Origin of the sequence: Erythrobacter sp. HL-111 (genome assembly GCF_900105095.1) — a bacterium.
GTDB lineage: Bacteria > Pseudomonadota > Alphaproteobacteria > Sphingomonadales > Sphingomonadaceae > Erythrobacter.
Window position 1 is genome coordinate 2,151,340 of the sequence record NZ_LT629743.1, and the last position, 16,905, is coordinate 2,168,244.

General features: G+C 67.5%; 17 protein-coding genes and 1 tRNA gene. 11 read left to right on the forward strand and 7 right to left on the reverse strand.

Features of this window, described 5'->3' with window-relative positions; translation table 11 throughout:
• Nucleotides 1–56 precede the first annotated feature (56 nt).
• On the reverse strand, nt 57–1,673 hold the full coding sequence (locus BLU08_RS10130; RefSeq protein WP_172801023.1) for an AMP-binding protein: 1,617 nt from the start codon (nt 1,671–1,673) through the stop codon (nt 57–59).
• Nucleotides 1,674–1,827: 154 nt separating this feature from the next.
• On the opposite strand from BLU08_RS10130, the gene BLU08_RS10135 reads away from it, so the two are divergent.
• A complete protein-coding gene (locus BLU08_RS10135; RefSeq protein ID WP_172801024.1) occupies nt 1,828–2,637 on the forward strand; it encodes a LuxR C-terminal-related transcriptional regulator in 810 nt (269 codons plus the stop codon).
• Between the two features lie 67 nt (nt 2,638–2,704).
• Here the strand turns inward: BLU08_RS10135 and BLU08_RS10140 are convergent, their stop codons facing one another.
• Nucleotides 2,705–3,256, reverse strand: a complete 552-nt coding sequence (locus tag BLU08_RS10140; protein WP_172801025.1) for a VOC family protein — start codon at nt 3,254–3,256, stop codon at nt 2,705–2,707.
• A gap of 138 nt (nt 3,257–3,394) precedes the next feature.
• On the opposite strand from BLU08_RS10140, the gene BLU08_RS10145 reads away from it, so the two are divergent.
• Nucleotides 3,395–4,819, forward strand: coding sequence for an SRPBCC family protein (locus tag BLU08_RS10145; protein WP_090199134.1), 1,425 nt, complete (start codon nt 3,395–3,397; stop codon nt 4,817–4,819).
• 8 nt (nt 4,820–4,827) lie between these two features.
• On the forward strand, nt 4,828–5,580 hold the full coding sequence (locus BLU08_RS10150; RefSeq protein WP_090199138.1) for an SDR family NAD(P)-dependent oxidoreductase: 753 nt from the start codon (nt 4,828–4,830) through the stop codon (nt 5,578–5,580).
• Nucleotides 5,581–5,777: 197 nt separating this feature from the next.
• Here BLU08_RS10150 and BLU08_RS10155 read toward each other — a convergent pair whose 3' ends face one another.
• The 5 genes from BLU08_RS10155 to BLU08_RS10175 all read right to left on the reverse strand — a co-directional run bounded on the left by BLU08_RS10155 (nt 5,778) and on the right by BLU08_RS10175 (nt 9,108).
• Entirely contained in the window at nt 5,778–6,008 is a 231-nt protein-coding gene (locus BLU08_RS10155; protein ID WP_090199143.1) for a biotin/lipoyl-containing protein, read from the reverse strand.
• Nucleotides 6,009–6,024: 16 nt separating this feature from the next.
• Nucleotides 6,025–7,023 carry an alpha-ketoacid dehydrogenase subunit beta gene (locus BLU08_RS10160; RefSeq protein WP_090199147.1) on the reverse strand — a complete coding sequence of 333 codons (999 nt, stop codon included), beginning with the start codon at nt 7,021–7,023 and terminating at the stop codon, nt 6,025–6,027.
• A gap of 1 nt (nt 7,024) precedes the next feature.
• Nucleotides 7,025–7,993, reverse strand: coding sequence for a thiamine pyrophosphate-dependent dehydrogenase E1 component subunit alpha (locus tag BLU08_RS10165; RefSeq protein WP_090199152.1), 969 nt, complete (start codon nt 7,991–7,993; stop codon nt 7,025–7,027).
• A gap of 49 nt (nt 7,994–8,042) precedes the next feature.
• Entirely contained in the window at nt 8,043–8,807 is a 765-nt protein-coding gene (locus tag BLU08_RS10170; RefSeq protein WP_090199155.1) for an SDR family NAD(P)-dependent oxidoreductase, read from the reverse strand.
• A gap of 226 nt (nt 8,808–9,033) precedes the next feature.
• A tRNA-Thr gene (locus tag BLU08_RS10175) sits at nt 9,034–9,108 on the reverse strand.
• On the opposite strand from BLU08_RS10175, the gene BLU08_RS15230 reads away from it, so the two are divergent.
• The 8 genes from BLU08_RS15230 (at nt 9,109) to lspA (ending at nt 16,905) form a co-directional block, all read left to right on the forward strand.
• Nucleotides 9,109–9,402: a hypothetical protein gene (locus BLU08_RS15230; RefSeq protein WP_157674520.1), complete on the forward strand. Its 294-nt coding sequence runs from the start codon at nt 9,109–9,111 to the stop codon at nt 9,400–9,402.
• Between the two features lie 39 nt (nt 9,403–9,441).
• A complete protein-coding gene (gene gpmA, locus BLU08_RS10180) occupies nt 9,442–10,128 on the forward strand; it encodes a 2,3-diphosphoglycerate-dependent phosphoglycerate mutase (RefSeq protein ID WP_090199159.1) in 687 nt (228 codons plus the stop codon).
• A complete protein-coding gene (gene purE / locus BLU08_RS10185; RefSeq protein ID WP_090199165.1) occupies nt 10,128–10,622 on the forward strand; it encodes a 5-(carboxyamino)imidazole ribonucleotide mutase in 495 nt (164 codons plus the stop codon). Before gpmA ends, purE begins: the two co-directional genes overlap by 1 nt.
• Before the next feature lie 5 nt (nt 10,623–10,627).
• The gene (locus BLU08_RS10190) at nt 10,628–11,704 is read left to right on the forward strand and encodes a 5-(carboxyamino)imidazole ribonucleotide synthase (RefSeq protein WP_255361261.1); all 1,077 of its coding nucleotides are present in this window, start codon (nt 10,628–10,630) and stop codon (nt 11,702–11,704) included.
• The gene (locus tag BLU08_RS10195) at nt 11,701–12,222 is read left to right on the forward strand and encodes a dihydrofolate reductase (RefSeq protein WP_090199174.1); all 522 of its coding nucleotides are present in this window, start codon (nt 11,701–11,703) and stop codon (nt 12,220–12,222) included. Before BLU08_RS10190 ends, BLU08_RS10195 begins: the two co-directional genes overlap by 4 nt.
• Nucleotides 12,222–13,145, forward strand: a complete 924-nt coding sequence (locus BLU08_RS10200) for a bifunctional riboflavin kinase/FAD synthetase (RefSeq protein WP_090199178.1) — start codon at nt 12,222–12,224, stop codon at nt 13,143–13,145. The genes BLU08_RS10195 and BLU08_RS10200 overlap by 1 nt, the downstream gene beginning before the upstream one ends.
• Nucleotides 13,146–13,348: 203 nt before the next feature.
• Nucleotides 13,349–16,369: an isoleucine--tRNA ligase gene (ileS, locus tag BLU08_RS10205; RefSeq protein WP_090199182.1), complete on the forward strand. Its 3,021-nt coding sequence runs from the start codon at nt 13,349–13,351 to the stop codon at nt 16,367–16,369.
• Entirely contained in the window at nt 16,366–16,905 is a 540-nt protein-coding gene (gene lspA, locus BLU08_RS10210) for a signal peptidase II (RefSeq protein WP_090199186.1), read from the forward strand. The genes ileS and lspA overlap by 4 nt, the downstream gene beginning before the upstream one ends.

Consider the following 16,905-nt stretch of genomic DNA (forward strand, 5'->3'; position numbering starts at 1 on the left):
GATAGCGCGCGCGGGCCGGTGTTACAACATCACATTCGGCCCCCGGTTCCGCGCGATCAGGCCGCCTCGTCCGCCAGCCTCTGCGCGGTCTTGTAGTCCGGCTTGCCGTTGTTGAGGCGCAGCGAGCCGTCGGTGAACACGTAGAGCCGCGGGATCTTGTAGCCCGCCAGCCCTTCGCGGGCGTGGGCATCGAGCGCGTGCTCCAGCCCCTCGGCATCGCCCTGCGGTGCGACCACGGCGACGACCTTGCGGCCGAAGCGTTCGTCGGGGACCGAGACGACGCGGCAGTCGTGGACGCGCGGATGCTCCATCAGCACCGCCTCGACCTCCTCGGGAAAGACCTTCTCGCCGCCGGTATTGATGCACATGTTGTCGCGGCCGATGAATTCGAGGGTGCCGTCCGCCGCCCAGCGTGCGCGGTCGCCGGTCATCAGCCAGCGCCGCCCGTCGATCTCGGGAAAGGTCCGGCGGTTCTTCTCGTCCTCGCCGAGATAGCCCAGCGGCAGCGGGCCGGTGCGCGCGACGATGCCGACCCCGTCGGAGCCGGGCGGGATTTCCTCGAGGTTCTCGTCGAACAGCTTCGTCTCTCGCCCCGGCAGCGGCTGGAACCTGCCCTCGCCGGTGCTGCCGGCGGCGGTGGTGATGACGATGCCGGTGCCCGAACTTTCGGACGAACCCAGCGCATCGACGATCATCAACGGAGGGTGATGTCCGATCAGACGCGCCTTGAGCGAGGGCGAGAACACCGCGCCCGAGGAGGTGATCGAGCGCAGGCTCTTCAAAACCTCGCCTCCGTCCCCGCGCGCGTCGAGCCGGTCGGCCAGCGGCAGCGCGAAGGCGTCGCCGACGATGAACACGCCCTTGGCGCCGATCCGGGCGATCTCGTCCAGCGCCATGTCGGCGTCGAATTTCGGATGCGGCAGCAGGGCGAGCGTGCCGCCCTTCAGCAGGTGGATGACCGCGCTGAACTGCCCCGCCCCGTGCATCAGCGGCGAGAGCAGGAGGAGCGGCGAGGTGCTCGCGGGGTGGTCGGGGCCGATCCGGGCGGCCTCGGCGGCCTGTTCGGCGAGCGTGCTGGCAACGAAGGGCGGCTCGCCGGGGCCGCGCTGCCACACCGGGATGCTGAACGCCTGCCATGCCTCGTGCATCGGCCACATCACCGCCTTGGGCATTCCGGTCGTCCCGCCGGTCGCGGTGAGGAACAGCGCCTCGGGGTCGTCATGGATGGCAAAGCCTTCCGGCAGGTCGCTGCGCCGCAGGGCCGCCCATTCCCCGGCCGAAACGTCGATCACCCGCGTCCCGCCCGGTGCGGCCTCGCGCGCGAGGTCGGCGAAATCGCCCTCGGTGAAGAGTGCCTTCAGCCCGAACCGCGCGGCGATGTCGGCCAGTTCGCGCGCCTTGTAGTGGTAGTTCACGTTGACCGGGACCACCCCCGCCTTCACGCAGCCGAACCAGGCGAGCAGGTAATCGGGCGTGTTGCGAAGCATCTGCCCCGCGATGTCGCCCGGCGCGAAGCCCTGCGCGAGAAGCCCGGCGGCGATGCGGTCGGTCTCGGCCTCCAGCTCGCCCCAGGTCACCACCCGCTTGCCATGGATGAGCGCCGGCCGTTCCGGTTCGACGGCGGCGGCGATTGCAGCAAGCGCAACACCGAAGTTCGATCCCGACATATTCATGCGAACGAGCCTCCTTCCCTTTTCGAACAGTTCGCCTAGAGTGCCTCCTGCTGCAATTCCCCTGCGTAAAGTGTGAGGCGAATCGAGACGAATTCGCCCGCCTGCGGCTGTTGGGACCGGCGGGGGCACGGGAGCAACCGGAGGAGAGGAAACCGTGATCACAAATCTCGCTGAGTTGCGCGTGCCGCATGGCCGCGAGCCGCTCGAGCACCTGCTCGAGGAAGTCACCATCACCTGTCCCGAGGACATTCACGGTGCCGCCGTCGCGCTCGCCCGCATCGCGCAGGAGCGCGGAATGCAGGTCGCGGTGTGCGACGACATCTCCTCGAAGGAGCCGATGGTCGACGCCGAAGGCACGGTCCTCAACGCCGACATCTTCCGCTGGCTCGACGACGGGGCGCGCTGGTGGGAGGATCACCGGCTCGCGCTCCATTCCCCGCTGCCGCGCGCGTGCCGCTACGAATCGGAAGTGTTCTGGGTGAACGCCCGGGGCTTCCACACCGGCTGGCGCAATTGCTACCTTGAGGAAATCGACCTCACCGATTTCGAGAAACGCGCCTTGTGCAAGGCGGCGATCGTGGTCCCGGTGCACCTCCCCTTCGGCCAGATCTCCGCGTCGAGCTTCGTTTCGATGGACCGTTCCAAGGAAGACCTTTCGGAGGAATTCGCGGCGCACGGCACGCTTTTCGCGCAGGTCGTGCGGCGCTTCGTCGCGGGCTATGTCCAGGCGATGCGGACCAAGCGGCGGATCCCGTCGGACTGCGTGCTGTCGAAGCGCGAGGTGGAATGCCTGCGCTGGGCGGCGATCGGCAAGACCGACAAGGAGATCAGCATGATCCTCAACCGCAGCCACGCGACGATCCGCTACCATATCCACCGCGCGGGCGAGAAGCTCGATAGCGTCAACCGGGCGCAGACGATCTTCAAGGCGGGGCAACTGGGATATCTCGGGGCATCCGATTGAAGCGAACGCGGGCGCGGGTCACCTGCGGGCGGGTGGTTGTCCTCAGGCCCGCGAAAAGGGCTTCCGCTCATCCCAACCTTCGCAAGGGCTCCGACCCGTCCCACTCCGCGCACGCGGCCTTGATCGCTGCGAACAGGCGCGGCCCCTCCCCGCCCTGCTGGAGGATCTCGACGAGGCTGCCCGGCCCCTGTCCGGGATCGACATAGATCACCCGGCTGTCGCCCAGCGCGCCTTCGAGCACCACCTCGGCCCCGCGCGCGGCGCAGACGCGGCGGGCGTCCGCGATGTCGTCGACGAGGATGCAGACATGGTGCAGCCCCCCGCCCACGTCGGCATATTCGCCCGTGTAGATCGACGGATGCCCGTCGCGCGGGCGGATCAGCTCGACCTGCATGTCGCCCCAATAGGCGAGAGCGAGGTCGAAGGCCGCTGCACTCGGCGCGCCGCGATAGCGCATCGCTTCGAGGCGGACGTCCTCCAGCAGGTGGAACGGCCCCACCCCCATGACTGCGGTCCAGTGCCGCACCGCCGCGTCGAAATCCTCCGGCACGAAGGCGATCTGCATCACCTCGCCGAGCTGCGACAACCCCTTCGCGTCCGGCTTTCCCGCCACGACCATGCCCGTCCTCTCCAATCCGCTAGTGTGACCGGGGGGCGAAGCTGTGAGATATCACGGGCGAGAGACACTCCACAAAGTGCGAGGCTCCCCATGGCGCGGGGGAGCGGCCCGGAGCCTCGCGGCGGATCGAGAGGACCGATGAACGAGATCAAGCATGTCGCGCGCGAGGACCGGTGCCCGGGCATCAGCTACACCGAGATGCTGGAGGGCGACACCCGCACGCCGCCCGATTACCTGTTCGAGGAATCCACGATCGCGATGCCGGACGACCCGATCCCGGTCGAACCCTACATCTGCGAGGACTTCGCCCGCCTGGAGCGCGAGCGCATGTGGCCCAATGTCTGGCTTTTCGCGGCGCGCGAGGACGAGATGCCGGAACCCGGCGACAGCGTCGTCTTCGACATCGCGGGCAAGAGCTTCCTGCTCGTCCGCCAGAAGGACGGCAGCGTCAAGGCGTTCTACAACGCCTGCCTCCACCGCGGCCGCAAGCTTCGCACCACCGGCGGCAATTCGAGCCAGCTGCGCTGCCCCTTCCACGGCTTCACCTGGCGCAATGACGGGTCGCTGAAGGAGATTCCCTGCGCGTGGGATTTCAAGCATCTCGAAGGCAAGGACATGGCCCTGCCCGAGGCGCGCGTGGAGCTGTGGGAGGGCTTCGTGATGCTGACCGAGAACCACGACCTGCCCGATTTCAAGACCTGGCTCGGCCCGGCCGCGTCCCATTACGAACGCTACGATTTCGGCAATCGCTACACCGGGATGTGGGTGCAGAAGAAGATCCCGGCGAACTGGAAGGCGACCGCAGAGGCCTTCATGGAAGCGTGGCATTCGATCACCACGCACCCGCAGCTGCTCGGCTTCCTCGGCGATGCGAACACGCGCTACGATCTGATCGGCGACCATTTCAACCGCGCCATCACCCCTTCGGGCGTGCTCAGCCCGCACGTGAAGGGCAAGAATTCGGACTATGTCCTCGAAAAGATGAACGAGTTTTCGGGCGGCGACGATGCCCAGACCAATCGCCGCTTCACCGCGGGCGAGGGCGGAGAGGGCTACGACCCGGACGATCCGCTCGCCGCGCGCCGGGTGCTGGCCGAGGCCGGGCGGCAGGGTTTCGCCGAGCAATACGGCTACGACTATTCGGACGCCGCCGACACCGAGATCCTCGACAACCACACCTACAACATATTCCCCAATTTCGCCCCGTGGATCGGCTTCCTGCCGACGCTGGTCTATCGCTGGCTGCCGGGCGACACGCCCGACTGGTGCATCATGGAAATCCGCCTGCTGTTCCCCACGAAGAAGGGCGAGGAGCGCCCGCGCGCGGTCGAGATGACCTACATCCCCGACGACGAGCCCTTTTCCTGGGCGGCGGACAAGATGGGCCCCGCGCTCGCCAACGTGTTCGACCAGGACATGGCGAACCTGCCCTACGTGCAGGAAGGGATGAAGGCGATGCGCGACGGCAGGATGGAACTCGGCCACTACCAGGACAGCCGGGTGCGCCATTTCCAGATGACCCTGCAGAAATATATCGACGGCGAACTTCCGGCGGTTAAGTAAGCCGCCCCATGAGCATCACCGTCGACCTGTCGGGGCGCACCGCCCTCGTCACCGGCGCGTCCTCCGGGCTGGGCGCGCGTTTCGGACGCATTCTCGCCGCGAACGGCGCGCGCGTCGCGCTGGGCGCGCGGCGCAGGGACCGGCTGGAGGCGCTTGCCGCCGAGATCGGACCGAATGCCGCCGCGATCGCGATGGATGTCGCGCACGAGGCCGACGTGATCGCGGGCTACGACGCCGCCGAAGCCGCCTTCGGCACGGTCGACACCGTGATCGCCAATGCGGGGATCGACGGGGCGGGCCTCATGACCGAGATCAGCGAGGCGGAGATCGAGCGCACGCTGGCGATCAACCTCAAGGGCGCGATCCTGACCGCGCGCGAAGGGGCGCGGCGGATGATGGCGGCGGGCGTGACCAACGGGCGCATCGTCCTCGTCGCCTCGATCACCGCCTTCGAGCCCTCCCCCGGCCTTGTCGCCTATGCCGCGAGCAAGGCGGGCGTGGTCCAGGCCGCGCGCAGCATGGCCCGCGAATGGGCGAGAGCCGGCATCTGCGTCAACACGATCTCGCCCGGCTACATCCGCACCGCGATCAACGACGAATGGTTCGACACCGAGGGCGGCAGGAAGCAGATCGCGCGCTTCCCGAGGAAGCGGCTGATGGAGGAAAGCGGCCTCGACGGGCCGGTGCTGTTCCTGTGCTCGGACGCGGCGGAGTTCGTGACCGGCGCGGACTTCGTGCTGGACGACGGGCAGACGCTGTAAACGGCTGCCCGCCGGGCCGCGGCGCCGAAAGCGAAATTTCCGCTAACGACCCCTGCGCCGTCAAACCCCTTCGTCGCCCCGTGTGTGATCATTGCCGAATCGCGCCTCAAGGCGTTGAACCACAAGCCTTTTCACATGGCCTGCAAAGGTGACGGGGTGTCACCTTTGTCCGCTTTCGCGTCCCGCAGGCGGCGCGCCTATTCGATCGTGCCGATAAGATCGCCGACCTTGTAGACCTTGCCCTCCTCGCCCGTCGGGCGGATCGTGCCGGAGGCCTGCGCCTCGATCTCGGTCGTGCTCTTGTCGGTTTCGACGGTGTAGATCACCTCGCCCTTCTGGACTTCCTCGCCGTCGCCGAACATCCATTCGACGAGGGTCATCTCGGTCGCGCTCATGCCGAGCTTGGGAATGCGAATCTCGGTCGCCATTGATCGGTCTTCCCCTTCACGCCTTGCCGACGCTGGCCTTGATCTGGCCGACGATCTCTTCCCTGGTCGGAATCCATGCCTGTTCGAGGTGGCTCGCGAAAGGCACCGCCGAGAAGGTCCCTCCGATCCGGCGCACCGGGCCTTTCAGGGCGTCCCAGCATTTTTCCTGGATGTTGGCGGCGATCTCCGCGCCGGTGCCGAAGGGGCGCACCGCCTCGTGCAGGGTGAGCGCGCGGCCGGTCTTGTTGACCGAGGCCAGCACCGTCTCCTCGTCGTAGGGCGCGATGGTGCGAAGGTCGATCACCTCGACGCTGATGCCCTCCTTGTCGAGCTCGCCCGCGACCTCGAGCGCGTCGAGGACGGTGCGGCCATAGGTGATGAGCGAGATGTCACTGCCCTCGCGCGCCACCGCCGCCTTGCCGAGCGGGACGCGGTAGCCCTTGCCCGGATCCTCTGCCTTGAGGCCGTAGCAAAGGATGTTCTCGATGAAGATGACGGGGTCGTTGGCGTCGATGCTCGCCCGCATCAGACCCCGCGCGTCGGCGGGGTTGGAGGGGGTGACGACATGAATGCCCGCGACGTGCGCGAACCAGGCTTCGAGCATGTCGGAATGCTGCCCGCCGAAGCCGACGCCGACGCCCGTGGTGGTGCGGATCACGATCGGGCAGGGGGTCTGCCCGCCCGACATGAAGCGCAGTTTCGCGGCGTGGTTGACGATCTGGTCCATGCACACGCCGACGAAGTTCATCAGCATGATCTCGGCAATCGGCCGCTGCCCGGCGAGCGCCGCGCCCACCGCCGCGCCGACGATGGCGGTTTCCGAGATCGGGGTCGCGCGCACGCGGTGCTCGCCGTATTTCTCGGTCAGGCCCTGGGTGACCTTGAACACCCCGCCGCCCTGCTTGGCGCTGACATCCTCGCCGAGGCAGAACACGCCTTCGTCCTCCGCCATCGCCTCGTCGATCGCGAGGTTCAGGGCCTGGGTCATGGTGATCGTGCTGGACGATTCCGGCATGTCAGTTCACCTCCTCGAACACGTCCCTGTGGATTTCGTCGGTATCGGGGAGCGGCGCGTCGAGCGCGTGCCGCACCGCCGCCTCGATCTGCGCGTCGATGTCGGCGACGATCGCGTCCAGCTCCTCCTCGGTGAACTGGCGGTCGAGCATCACCTTGCGCAGCTTGGGCAGCGGGTCCTCCTGCTTCATCTCCTCGATATGTTCGGGCGGCATGTAGCTGAAATCCGCCCCGAAGAAGTGGCCCATCATGCGGTAGCACATCGCCTCGATCAGCGTCGGGCCTTCGCCGGCGCGCGCCCGGTCGACCGCTTCCTTCATCGCCGGGTAGATCTGGTTGACGTCGTTCCCGTCGACCCGCACGCCGCGCATCCCGTAGCCCTGCGCGCGCTCGGCGATGGAGGCGCTCCTGGTGTGGTCCTCGTAGGCGGTGTGTTCGCCATAGCGGTTGTTCTGGCACAGGAAGACGACCGGCAGGCTGTAGAGCTGGGCCATGTTCATCGCTTCGTGGAAGCCGCCGATATTGGCCGCCCCGTCGCCGAAGCTCGCGACCGTCACGCGGCCGTCGCCCTTGTTCTGGCTGGCCATGGCGAGGCCGTTGGCGATGGGGATGCCGCTGCCGACGACGCCGGTCGTCACCATGATCCCGGTTGCGGGATCGGTGATGTGCATGGTGCCGCCCTTGCCCTTGCAGGTGCCGGTCGCCTTGCCGAGGCATTCGCCCCACCATTTCTCCATCGGGATGCCCTTGGCGGTCTGTTCGCCCTGCCCGCGATAGGTGCACACGACATAGTCGTCGTCCTCGAGCGCGGCCATGGCGGCGGCGGAGACGAGCTCCTGCCCGCGCACGCAGTAATACATCACCGCGACCGTGCCCTGCATCAGCAGTTCGCGGAATTTCTCGTCCGTGCGGTTCACCTTCATCGTGCGGGTGTAGATGTCGAGCAGCTTTTCGCGGTCTATTTCGGCCATGGGGGACGAGCCTTCCTGTGATTGCGGGGGAATTCGAACGGGACGCGCCCTAGAACTGGACTCTCTGGGTGAAGCCGCCGTCGACCACCACGTTCGCGCCGGTCATGTAGGGGACGGCAGGGCTGGCGACGAAGACGATCGCCCGTGCGACCTCCTCGTCATTGCCGAAGCGGCCCATCGGCATCTTTGCCAGGGTGGCGTCGTAAAGCTCGGGCATCATGCCCTTGATCGCTTCCCAGTTGCCGCCTTCGTAATAGATCGCGCCGGGCGAGACGGTGTTGACCCGGATGCCCTGCGGCGCGAGCGCCTGCGACAATTGCGAGCCGTATGTGATGAGCGCGGCCTTCATCGCGTTGAAGGCCTGCGGGGCGATGAAGGTCTCGAGCGCGGCGGTCGAGCTCATGAAGACGATCGAGCCGGCATCGCTCCCGGCGAGCATCGGCGTGAGCGTCTCGACCGCGTGGACCGCGCCCATGATGTCCATGTCGAGCGTGGCCTGCCAGTCGCCGGTCCCGCCCGTGCCCGAGGACGAGGCGGTGTGCACGAAGATGTCGCAGCCGCCGAGCTCGCCCGCGGCCTTGTCGAGCCAGGCCTTGTAGGCTTCCGCGCCCGAATTCATGTCGAACACCTCGCCAAAGACCTTGCCCGGCCCGGCGGCGTCGATCGCGGACTTCGCGGCCTCGATCTTGTCCTGCTTGCGGCTGAAGAAGGCGACGTCCGCGCCCTCGCCGGCGAACAGCTTCAGCGAGGCGAGCCCGAGACCGTGCGCGCCGCCGTTCATGATGACCTTCTTGCCTGCAAGTCCCAGATCCATCGCGCACCTCTCCCAATGCGGTGAATGACTGGCAAAGGGATAGCGAAGCGCGCGGCGTGCGCGTATCGTCAAAAGTGTGGGGACGACGCGAAAGGGCACCGCCCGCGCGCCGAAGACCGGTCGCGCACGCACCCGGAACGAAGGGGAGGAACATGACCCTGAGGATGCGCGCCCCGACTGACGGGGGCCGCGCGGATGGCGTCCATTTCCCGTCGTGGGCGGGGAATGGTGCTGCTGGGGAGGATTGAACTCCCGGCCTCACCCTTACCAAGGGTGCGCTCTACCACTGAGCTACAGCAGCGTGACCTTTGCCGTGATGGCGGGTGCCGTGATTGCGGGCAGGCGCGCGCTATTGTCGCGCAGGCCCGCAATGTCAAGCGAAGGCTTGAACCGGCGCCGCTCCGGCGCCAAGGCGTTAGGCATGAGCGAAAATTCCCGCAAGAATATGTCGCGCGAGGAACGCCTCGCGGCCAAGCTGCGCGAGAACCTGCGCCGCCGCAAGGCGCAGGGGAGGGAACTGTCCCGCGCGCAGTCCGGCGCCGAGGCGGGCGAATCGCGCGACAATGGGCTTTCCAAGCCCTGCGCCGAGGGCTAACCACACGCGCTCCGCGACGATAGAGGAGCCCCCGTTTCCGTGCCCAAGCTGATCCTAGTGCGCCACGGCCAGAGCCAGTGGAACCTCGAAAACCGCTTCACCGGCTGGTGGGATGTCGACCTCACCGACAAGGGCGTGGCCGAGGCGAAGGCGGCGGGCGCGCTGATGAAGGAAAAGGGCGTGCTCCCGACCCGCGCCTTCACCAGCCTCCAGACACGCGCGATCAAGACCCTGCATCTCGCTCTCGAACAGGCCGGGCGGCTGTGGATCCCGGAAGTGAAGGACTGGCGCCTCAACGAACGGCACTACGGCGGCCTCACCGGGCTCGACAAGCAGGCCATGCGCGACAGGCACGGGGACGAGCAGGTCCATATCTGGCGCCGCAGCTTCGACGTGCCCCCGCCCGAAATGGAGCCGGGCAGCGAATTCGATCCCGGCGCGGACGAACGCTATGCCGGGATCGACGTGCCCTATACCGAAAGCCTCAAGCTCACCATCGAGCGGGTGCTGCCCTACTGGGAAAGCGACATCCTGCCGGTCCTGGCGAGCGGGGAGACGGTGATCATCTCGGCGCACGGCAACAGCTTGCGCGCATTGGTCAAGCACCTGTCGGACATCTCGGACGACGACATCACGGGGCTCGAGATTCCGACCGGCCAGCCGATCGTCTACGATTTCGGCGAGGACATGGCGCCGGGCGAGCGGTATTACCTGAAGGACAGCTGATGAGCGCGAAAGCCGCAGGGAAGGTCGCGATCGTCATGGGCAGCCAGTCCGACTGGCCGACCATGAAATGCGCCGCCGAGGTGCTCGAGGAGCTCGAGGTCGCGCATGATGCGCGGATCGTCTCGGCGCATCGCACGCCCGACCGGATGGCCGCCTTCGCCAAGGGCGCCGAGGGCGAGGGCTTCGACGTCATCATCGCGGGCGCGGGCGGCGCGGCGCACCTGCCGGGCATGATCGCGGCCATGACGCACCTGCCGGTGCTCGGCGTGCCGGTGCAATCGCGCGCGCTCAATGGCATGGACAGCCTGCTCTCCATCGCGCAGATGCCCGCCGGCGTGCCGGTCGGCACGCTCGCCATCGGCGAGGCGGGGGCGACCAATGCCGGGCTGATGGCGGCCGCGATCCTCGCGCTCGGGGACGAGGACCTGTCCGAACGCCTGCAGGACTGGCGCGCAGCCCGCAGCGCCGCGGTCGGCGAGGTGCCGCAGGACTGATGGCCGTGCGCGCGCCCCTCCCCCCCGGCTCGACCATCGGCATATTCGGCGGCGGGCAGCTCGGCCGGATGCTTGCCATGTCGGCCCTGCAACTGGGCTATCGCTGCATCGGCTACGCGCCCGCGGGCGACAATGTCGCGGCCGAGGCCTGCGCCGGCTTCTTCGAGCACCACTGGAACGACCGCGAGGCCGTTTCGGCCTTCGCCGCGCGCTGCGACGTCGTGACCTGGGAATTCGAGAACGTCCCGGTCGCCGCGGTGGAGGCGATCCCGGCCGACCGCCTGCCGACCTCGGCGCGCGCACTCGAAGTCGCGCAGGACCGGCTGAGCGAGAAGCGCTTCGTCGAGGACCTCGGCGGCCGCGCCGCACCGCACCTGCGGATCGACAGCGAGGAGGATTTCGCAAGGGCCCTTGAAAGCATCGGCACGCCGGGCATCCTCAAGACCGCGCGCGAGGGCTATGACGGCAAGGGCCAATGGCGCGTGCGCGACCGGCACGAGGCGCAGGGGATCCGCTTTCCCGGGCGGCGCTGCATCTACGAACGGCTGGTCGGGTTCGAATCGGAATTCTCGGTCATCCTCGTCCGCGCAGCCGACGGGGAAATCCGCTTCTGGGATTCGACCGCCAACACGCACGAGGGCGGGATGCTGGTGCAATCGGTGCTCCCGGCGGGCGAGTGGGTCGAGGCGCAGGTCGACGAAGCCCGCGCGCTTGCGGGGAAGGTCGCGGACGCTCTGTCCTATGTCGGCGTGCTGACGCTCGAATTCTTTGCCACCGGGGACGGCCCGGTGTTCAACGAAATGGCCCCGCGGGTCCACAATTCGGGCCACTGGACGATCGAGGGCGCGGCCACCAGCCAGTTCGAGAACCACATCCGCGCGATCTGCGGCCTGCCGCTGGGCGAGACCGCGACGCGCTTTGCGACCATCGACATGAGAAACATCGTCGGCGAACAGGCATTGGGCGCGCACCGCATCCTCGCCGAGGAAGGCGAGCCGCACCTTCACCTCTACGGCAAGCGCGAGGCGCGCGAGGGGCGCAAGATGGGCCATGTCACGCGGGTGGGCGCGCGTCTCGGGTGAGCGTTCCGGTGGTCCTGATCTATGCGCGCGCCGCGAATGGCGCGATCGGCCGGGATGGCGGCCTGCCCTGGCACCTTCCGGCCGACCTCAGGCGGTTCAAGGCGCTCACCATGGGGCCGCATGGCAGGGGCCGCCCGATGATCATGGGCCGCCGGACCTTCGAGAGCCTGCCGGGCCTCCTGCCGGGCCGCCGCCATATCGTCCTCACCCGCAGCGAGCGCCGGGACCTCCGGGGCGCCGAGGTCGCGCCTTCGGTCGAGGCCGCGCTGGCGCTCGCCGGGCAGGACGATCCGGACGAGATCGCGGTGATCGGCGGGGCCGCGATCTACGACCTGTTCATGGACGTGGCCGACCGGATCGAACTCACCCAGATTCACGCGGATTATGCCGGCGACACCTTCATGTCCGCCCCCGGCGCCGGCTGGAAGGTGATCCGCCGCGAGGAGCATCCGGCGCAAGGGGGCCTTCCCGGCTATGCCTTCCTCACCTATGAGCGCGCCGAAAGGGGCACTTCCTGATGCGCTGGCTCGATCATCGCGATCCCATCCCCGCGCCCCTGCGCGGTGCGGTGATCGCGCTCGGCAATTTCGACGGTTTCCACCGCGGCCACCAGGCCGTTGCGGGCGAGGCGATCCGCTGGGCCCACGCGGAGGGCCGCCCTTCGATCATCGCGACCTTCGACCCGCACCCGGTGCGGTTCTTCAAGCCCGACGCGCCGCCGTTTCGCCTGACCACGCTCGAACAGCGGCAGGAACTCTACCTCGCCGCGGGGGCGAGCGCGATGCTGGTGTTCCATTTCGACGCCGATCTCGCCGGGACCAGCGCGGAGGATTTCATCCGCACCATCCTGATCGACCGGCTCGGCGCGCACGGGGTGGTCACCGGAGGCGATTTCACCTTCGGCAGGGGCGCAAAGGGCAATGTCGCGCTGCTGCACGGGCTCGGCGGCGAACTCGGCCTGCGGGCGCGCGTGGTCGAGGCGGTCGAGCAGGACGGGGTGGTCTCGTCGAGCCGCATCCGCGAGGCGCTGCGCAACGGCGATCCGCAACTCGCCGCCGATCTCCTCACCCGCCCCTTCGCGATCCGCGGGATCGTCGAACACGGCGACAAGCGCGGGCGCACGATCGGCTATCCCACCGCGAACCTCGCGATCGAGGGCTACCTGCGCCCGAAATACGGGATCTACGCCGTGACCGGGCGCATCCTCCAGACCGGCGAGGTGCTGAAGGGCGCGGCCAATATCGGCATCCGCCCGCAGTTCGAACCGCCCAGGGAACTGCTCGAGCCCCATTTCTTCGACTTTTCGGGCGATCTCTACGGACAGGAGATCGAGGTCGCCTTCCACCACTTCCTGCGCGGCGAGGCGAAGTTCGACAGCCTCGATGCGCTGATCGCCCAGATGGAACGCGACTGCGCCGAAGCGCGAAGGCTGCTCGGATGAACCGGCCGATGCTGCGGGCCGGCTTCGCGCTCGCGCCGCCTTCCTGCTCCTGACCATCCTCAACGCAAGCTGGCTCGCGCCCTACCAGGCCGGCACGCCCAGGCAGGTCGCGCGAATGGGGGCCGCGGGCGGTCGGATCGTGGCCGCCGTGCTTTTCAATGAGGGTTCCCCGCGGGCGCGCGATGCACTAACGGGGCGGCCTTATGTCTGACCAGAAGCGCGACCAAGCCACCAGGGATTACAGGGACACGGTCTTCCTGCCGAAGACCGATTTCCCGATGAAAGCCGGCCTTCCGCAGAAGGAACCGGGCATCCAGGCGCGCTGGGAGGCAATCGACCTCTACGCCAGGCTGCGCGAGGCGCGCCGGGGGCGCGAGAAGTTCATCCTCCACGACGGCCCGCCCTACGCCAATGGCGAAATGCATATCGGCCACGCGCTGAACCATATCCTGAAGGACATGGTGGTGCGCTCGCAGAGCCTGATGGGCAAGGACGCGCCCTATGTTCCCGGCTGGGACTGCCACGGCCTGCCGATCGAATGGAAGGTCGAGGAGCAGTACCGCAAGAAGAAGCTCAACAAGGACGACGTCCCGCGCAGCGAATTCCGCGCCGAATGCCGCGCCTATGCGCAGCACTGGGTCGACGTGCAGCGCGGGCAGCTGAAACGGCTCGGCCTCATGGGCGACTGGGACAATCCCTACCTCACGATGGATTACGAGGCCGAAGGGACCATCGTCGCCGAACTGATGAAGTTCGCCGAAGCCGGCAACCTCTATCGCGGCGCGAAGCCGGTGATGTGGTCCCCGGTCGAAAAGACCGCGCTGGCCGAGGCGGAGGTCGAATACGAGGACATCACCAGCACGCAGATCGACGTTGCGTTCGAGATCGTGGAGTCGCCGATCGAGGAGCTGGTCGGCGCGCACGCGGTGATCTGGACGACGACGCCGTGGACGATTCCAGTGAACCAGGCATTGGCTTATGGGCCGGAGGTTGCATATCGGCTGTGGACTTTCAGCGACGATCCCGGCGACCAGAGCGCGAAATCACCTTCCGCCTCGATCAAAAGCATTCTGGTCGCGGAACCGCTTATTCTCGATGTCCTAGATCGCATGGTTGGTCAGGGGACGCGCCCGAAAAACGCCGGCCTCGAATGGTATGGCGAGTCTTCGCCGAACCATGTGAAGCGCTTCAAAGGCTCCGACCTAGCCGGAACCAAGGTCCGCCACCCGATGCACCGCCTCGGCGGGTTCTACGCAACTCCGCGCCCGCTGCTCCCCGGCGACTTCGTCACCACTGATAGCGGCACCGGCCTCGTCCACATGGCGCCCGATCATGGCGAGGACGATTTCGAGCTGTGCAAGACCGCCGACCTGCACCCCGTCTTCGCGGTGATGGACGACGGGCGCTACCGCGACGACTGGCCGTGGCTCGGCGCTGGCGATTGCGATGCCGAGGGCAAGGAACGCCGCCGCGCGGTCATCAACGCCAATTTCAACGCGCCCGACGGCCCGATCTGCTCGGACCTGCGCGAAGCGGGCGCGCTTCTGTCCGCCTCCGCCGACTACCGGCACTCCTACCCCCATTCCTGGCGCTCCAAGGCCAAGGTGATCTACCGCTGCACGCCGCAATGGTTCGTGCCGATGGACAAGGACCTTGGGGAATCGTCGGTGGCTATCCTTCGACAAGCTCAGGATGAGCGGGGTGGGGACATGGCCTCTCACCCAGCATCCGCTCAGCCTGAGCCTGTCGAAGGCCACGTGCAGCCCTCGACGCTCCGCGAGATCGCCCTCGCCGAAATCGAGCGGGTCGAGTTCACCCCCGCACGCGGCAGCCGCCGGATCGGCTCGATGGTCGAAGGGCGGCCCGACTGGGTGCTCTCGCGCCAGCGCGCCTGGGGCGTGCCGATCACGCTCTTCGTCCGCCCGGACGGGACCTACCTGCAGGACCCGGAGGTCAACGCCCGCGTCATCGCCGCGGTCCGCGCCGACGGCGTCGATGCGTGGGAGGAAGGCCGGAAGGCCGAATTCCTCGGACCCGACCACGACCCGGCCGATTTCGAGATGGTCACCGACATCCTCGACGTCTGGTTCGATTCGGGCTGCACCCACGCCTTCGTCCTCGAAAGCGGCAAGTGGCCGGACCTCCAATGGCCCGCCGACCTCTACCTCGAAGGCAGTGACCAGCATCGCGGCTGGTTCCAGTCCTCGCTCCTCGAAAGCTGCGCCACCCGCGGCCGCGCGCCTTATGACCAGATCCTGACCCACGGCTTCACCATGGACGCCAAGGGCATGAAGATGTCGAAGAGCCTCGGCAACACGGTCAACCCGCTGAAGCTGATGGAGGAATACGGCGCGGACATCATCCGGCTGTGGGCGCTCTCGGTCGATTTCACCGCCGACCACCGGATCGGGGACGAGATCCTCAAAGGCGTCGGCGATCAGTATCGCCGGCTTCGCAACACGTTCCGTTACCTGCTGGGCGCACTCGACGGGTGGGTCGGCGATTTCGGCGACGTGGCCGAATTGCCCGAACTGGAAGTCTACGTCCTTTCGCTGCTGTCCGAACTCGACGGCAAGCTCAGGAAGGCGGCGGAGGAATACGATTTCAACGCCTACACCCGCCTGCTGGTCGATTTCTGCAACGAGGATCTTTCGGCCTTCTTCTTCGATATCCGCAAGGACACGCTCTATTGCGACGGGCCGGACAGCGACACGCGCAACGCCTATCGCGCGGTGCTCGACCTCCTTTTCCATTCGCTGGTGCGCTACGCCGCGCCGGTGCTGGTCCACACGGCGGAGGAAGTGTGGCTGACCCGCTACCCGCAGGACGGCGAACAGGGCGGCAGCGTCCACCTGCTCGAATGGCCGAGCGTGCCCGGCGTCACGGCGGACCGCGCGAAATGGGATGCCCTGCGCGCCCTGCGCGAACGCGTGACCGAGGCGATCGAGCCGCTGCGCCGCGACAAGGTGATCCGTTCCTCGAACGAGGCCGCCGTGACCGTGCCTGCCTCCGCCGTGCCCGCCGGGGTGACGGAGGAACAGCTCGCCGAACTGTTCATCAGCGCGACAGTGACCCGCGGGCAGGGCGAGGCGGTGACCGTGACCCGTTCCAGCGACAACAAGTGCGGCCGCTGCTGGCGCCTGCTCCCCGACGTGCCCGAGGACGGTGCGCTGTGCGGGCGGTGCGCGGACGTGGTGGCGCAGCTTGACGAGGCGGCCGCGTGAGCGGACTGTTCACCCGCAACCGGCTGATCGGGCTCGGCATCGCCGCCTTCATCGCGGCTGTCGACCAGGCGGTGAAGTGGCTCGTGATCGAACCGCTCGCCTTGCGGCAGGTGCGCCATATCGAGCTCCTGCCCTTCTTCGACCTCACCTATACCGAGAACCGCGGCGTCTCGCTCGGGATGCTGCAGGCGACCAACATGGAGATGCGGTTTCTTCTGGTCCTGCTGACGGGGGCAATCGCGGCGGTGGTGTTCGTGTGGATGATGCGCGAGAGGAAGCTCGCCGACATCGCCGCGCTGGCGCTGATCCTCGGCGGGGCGATCGGCAACATCCGCGACCGCTGGAGTCTTGGCTACGTCATCGACTATGCCGATTTCCACATCGGCACCTTCCGCCCCTTCCTCATCTTCAACATCGCCGACGCCGCGATCACGATCGGCGTCGTCATAATCCTTGCCCGCAGCCTGCTGGTGCGCGAAAAGGACGATGACAGCGACAACGCGCGCCCGCTCAAAGCGGGCGAGACGGAGCAATGA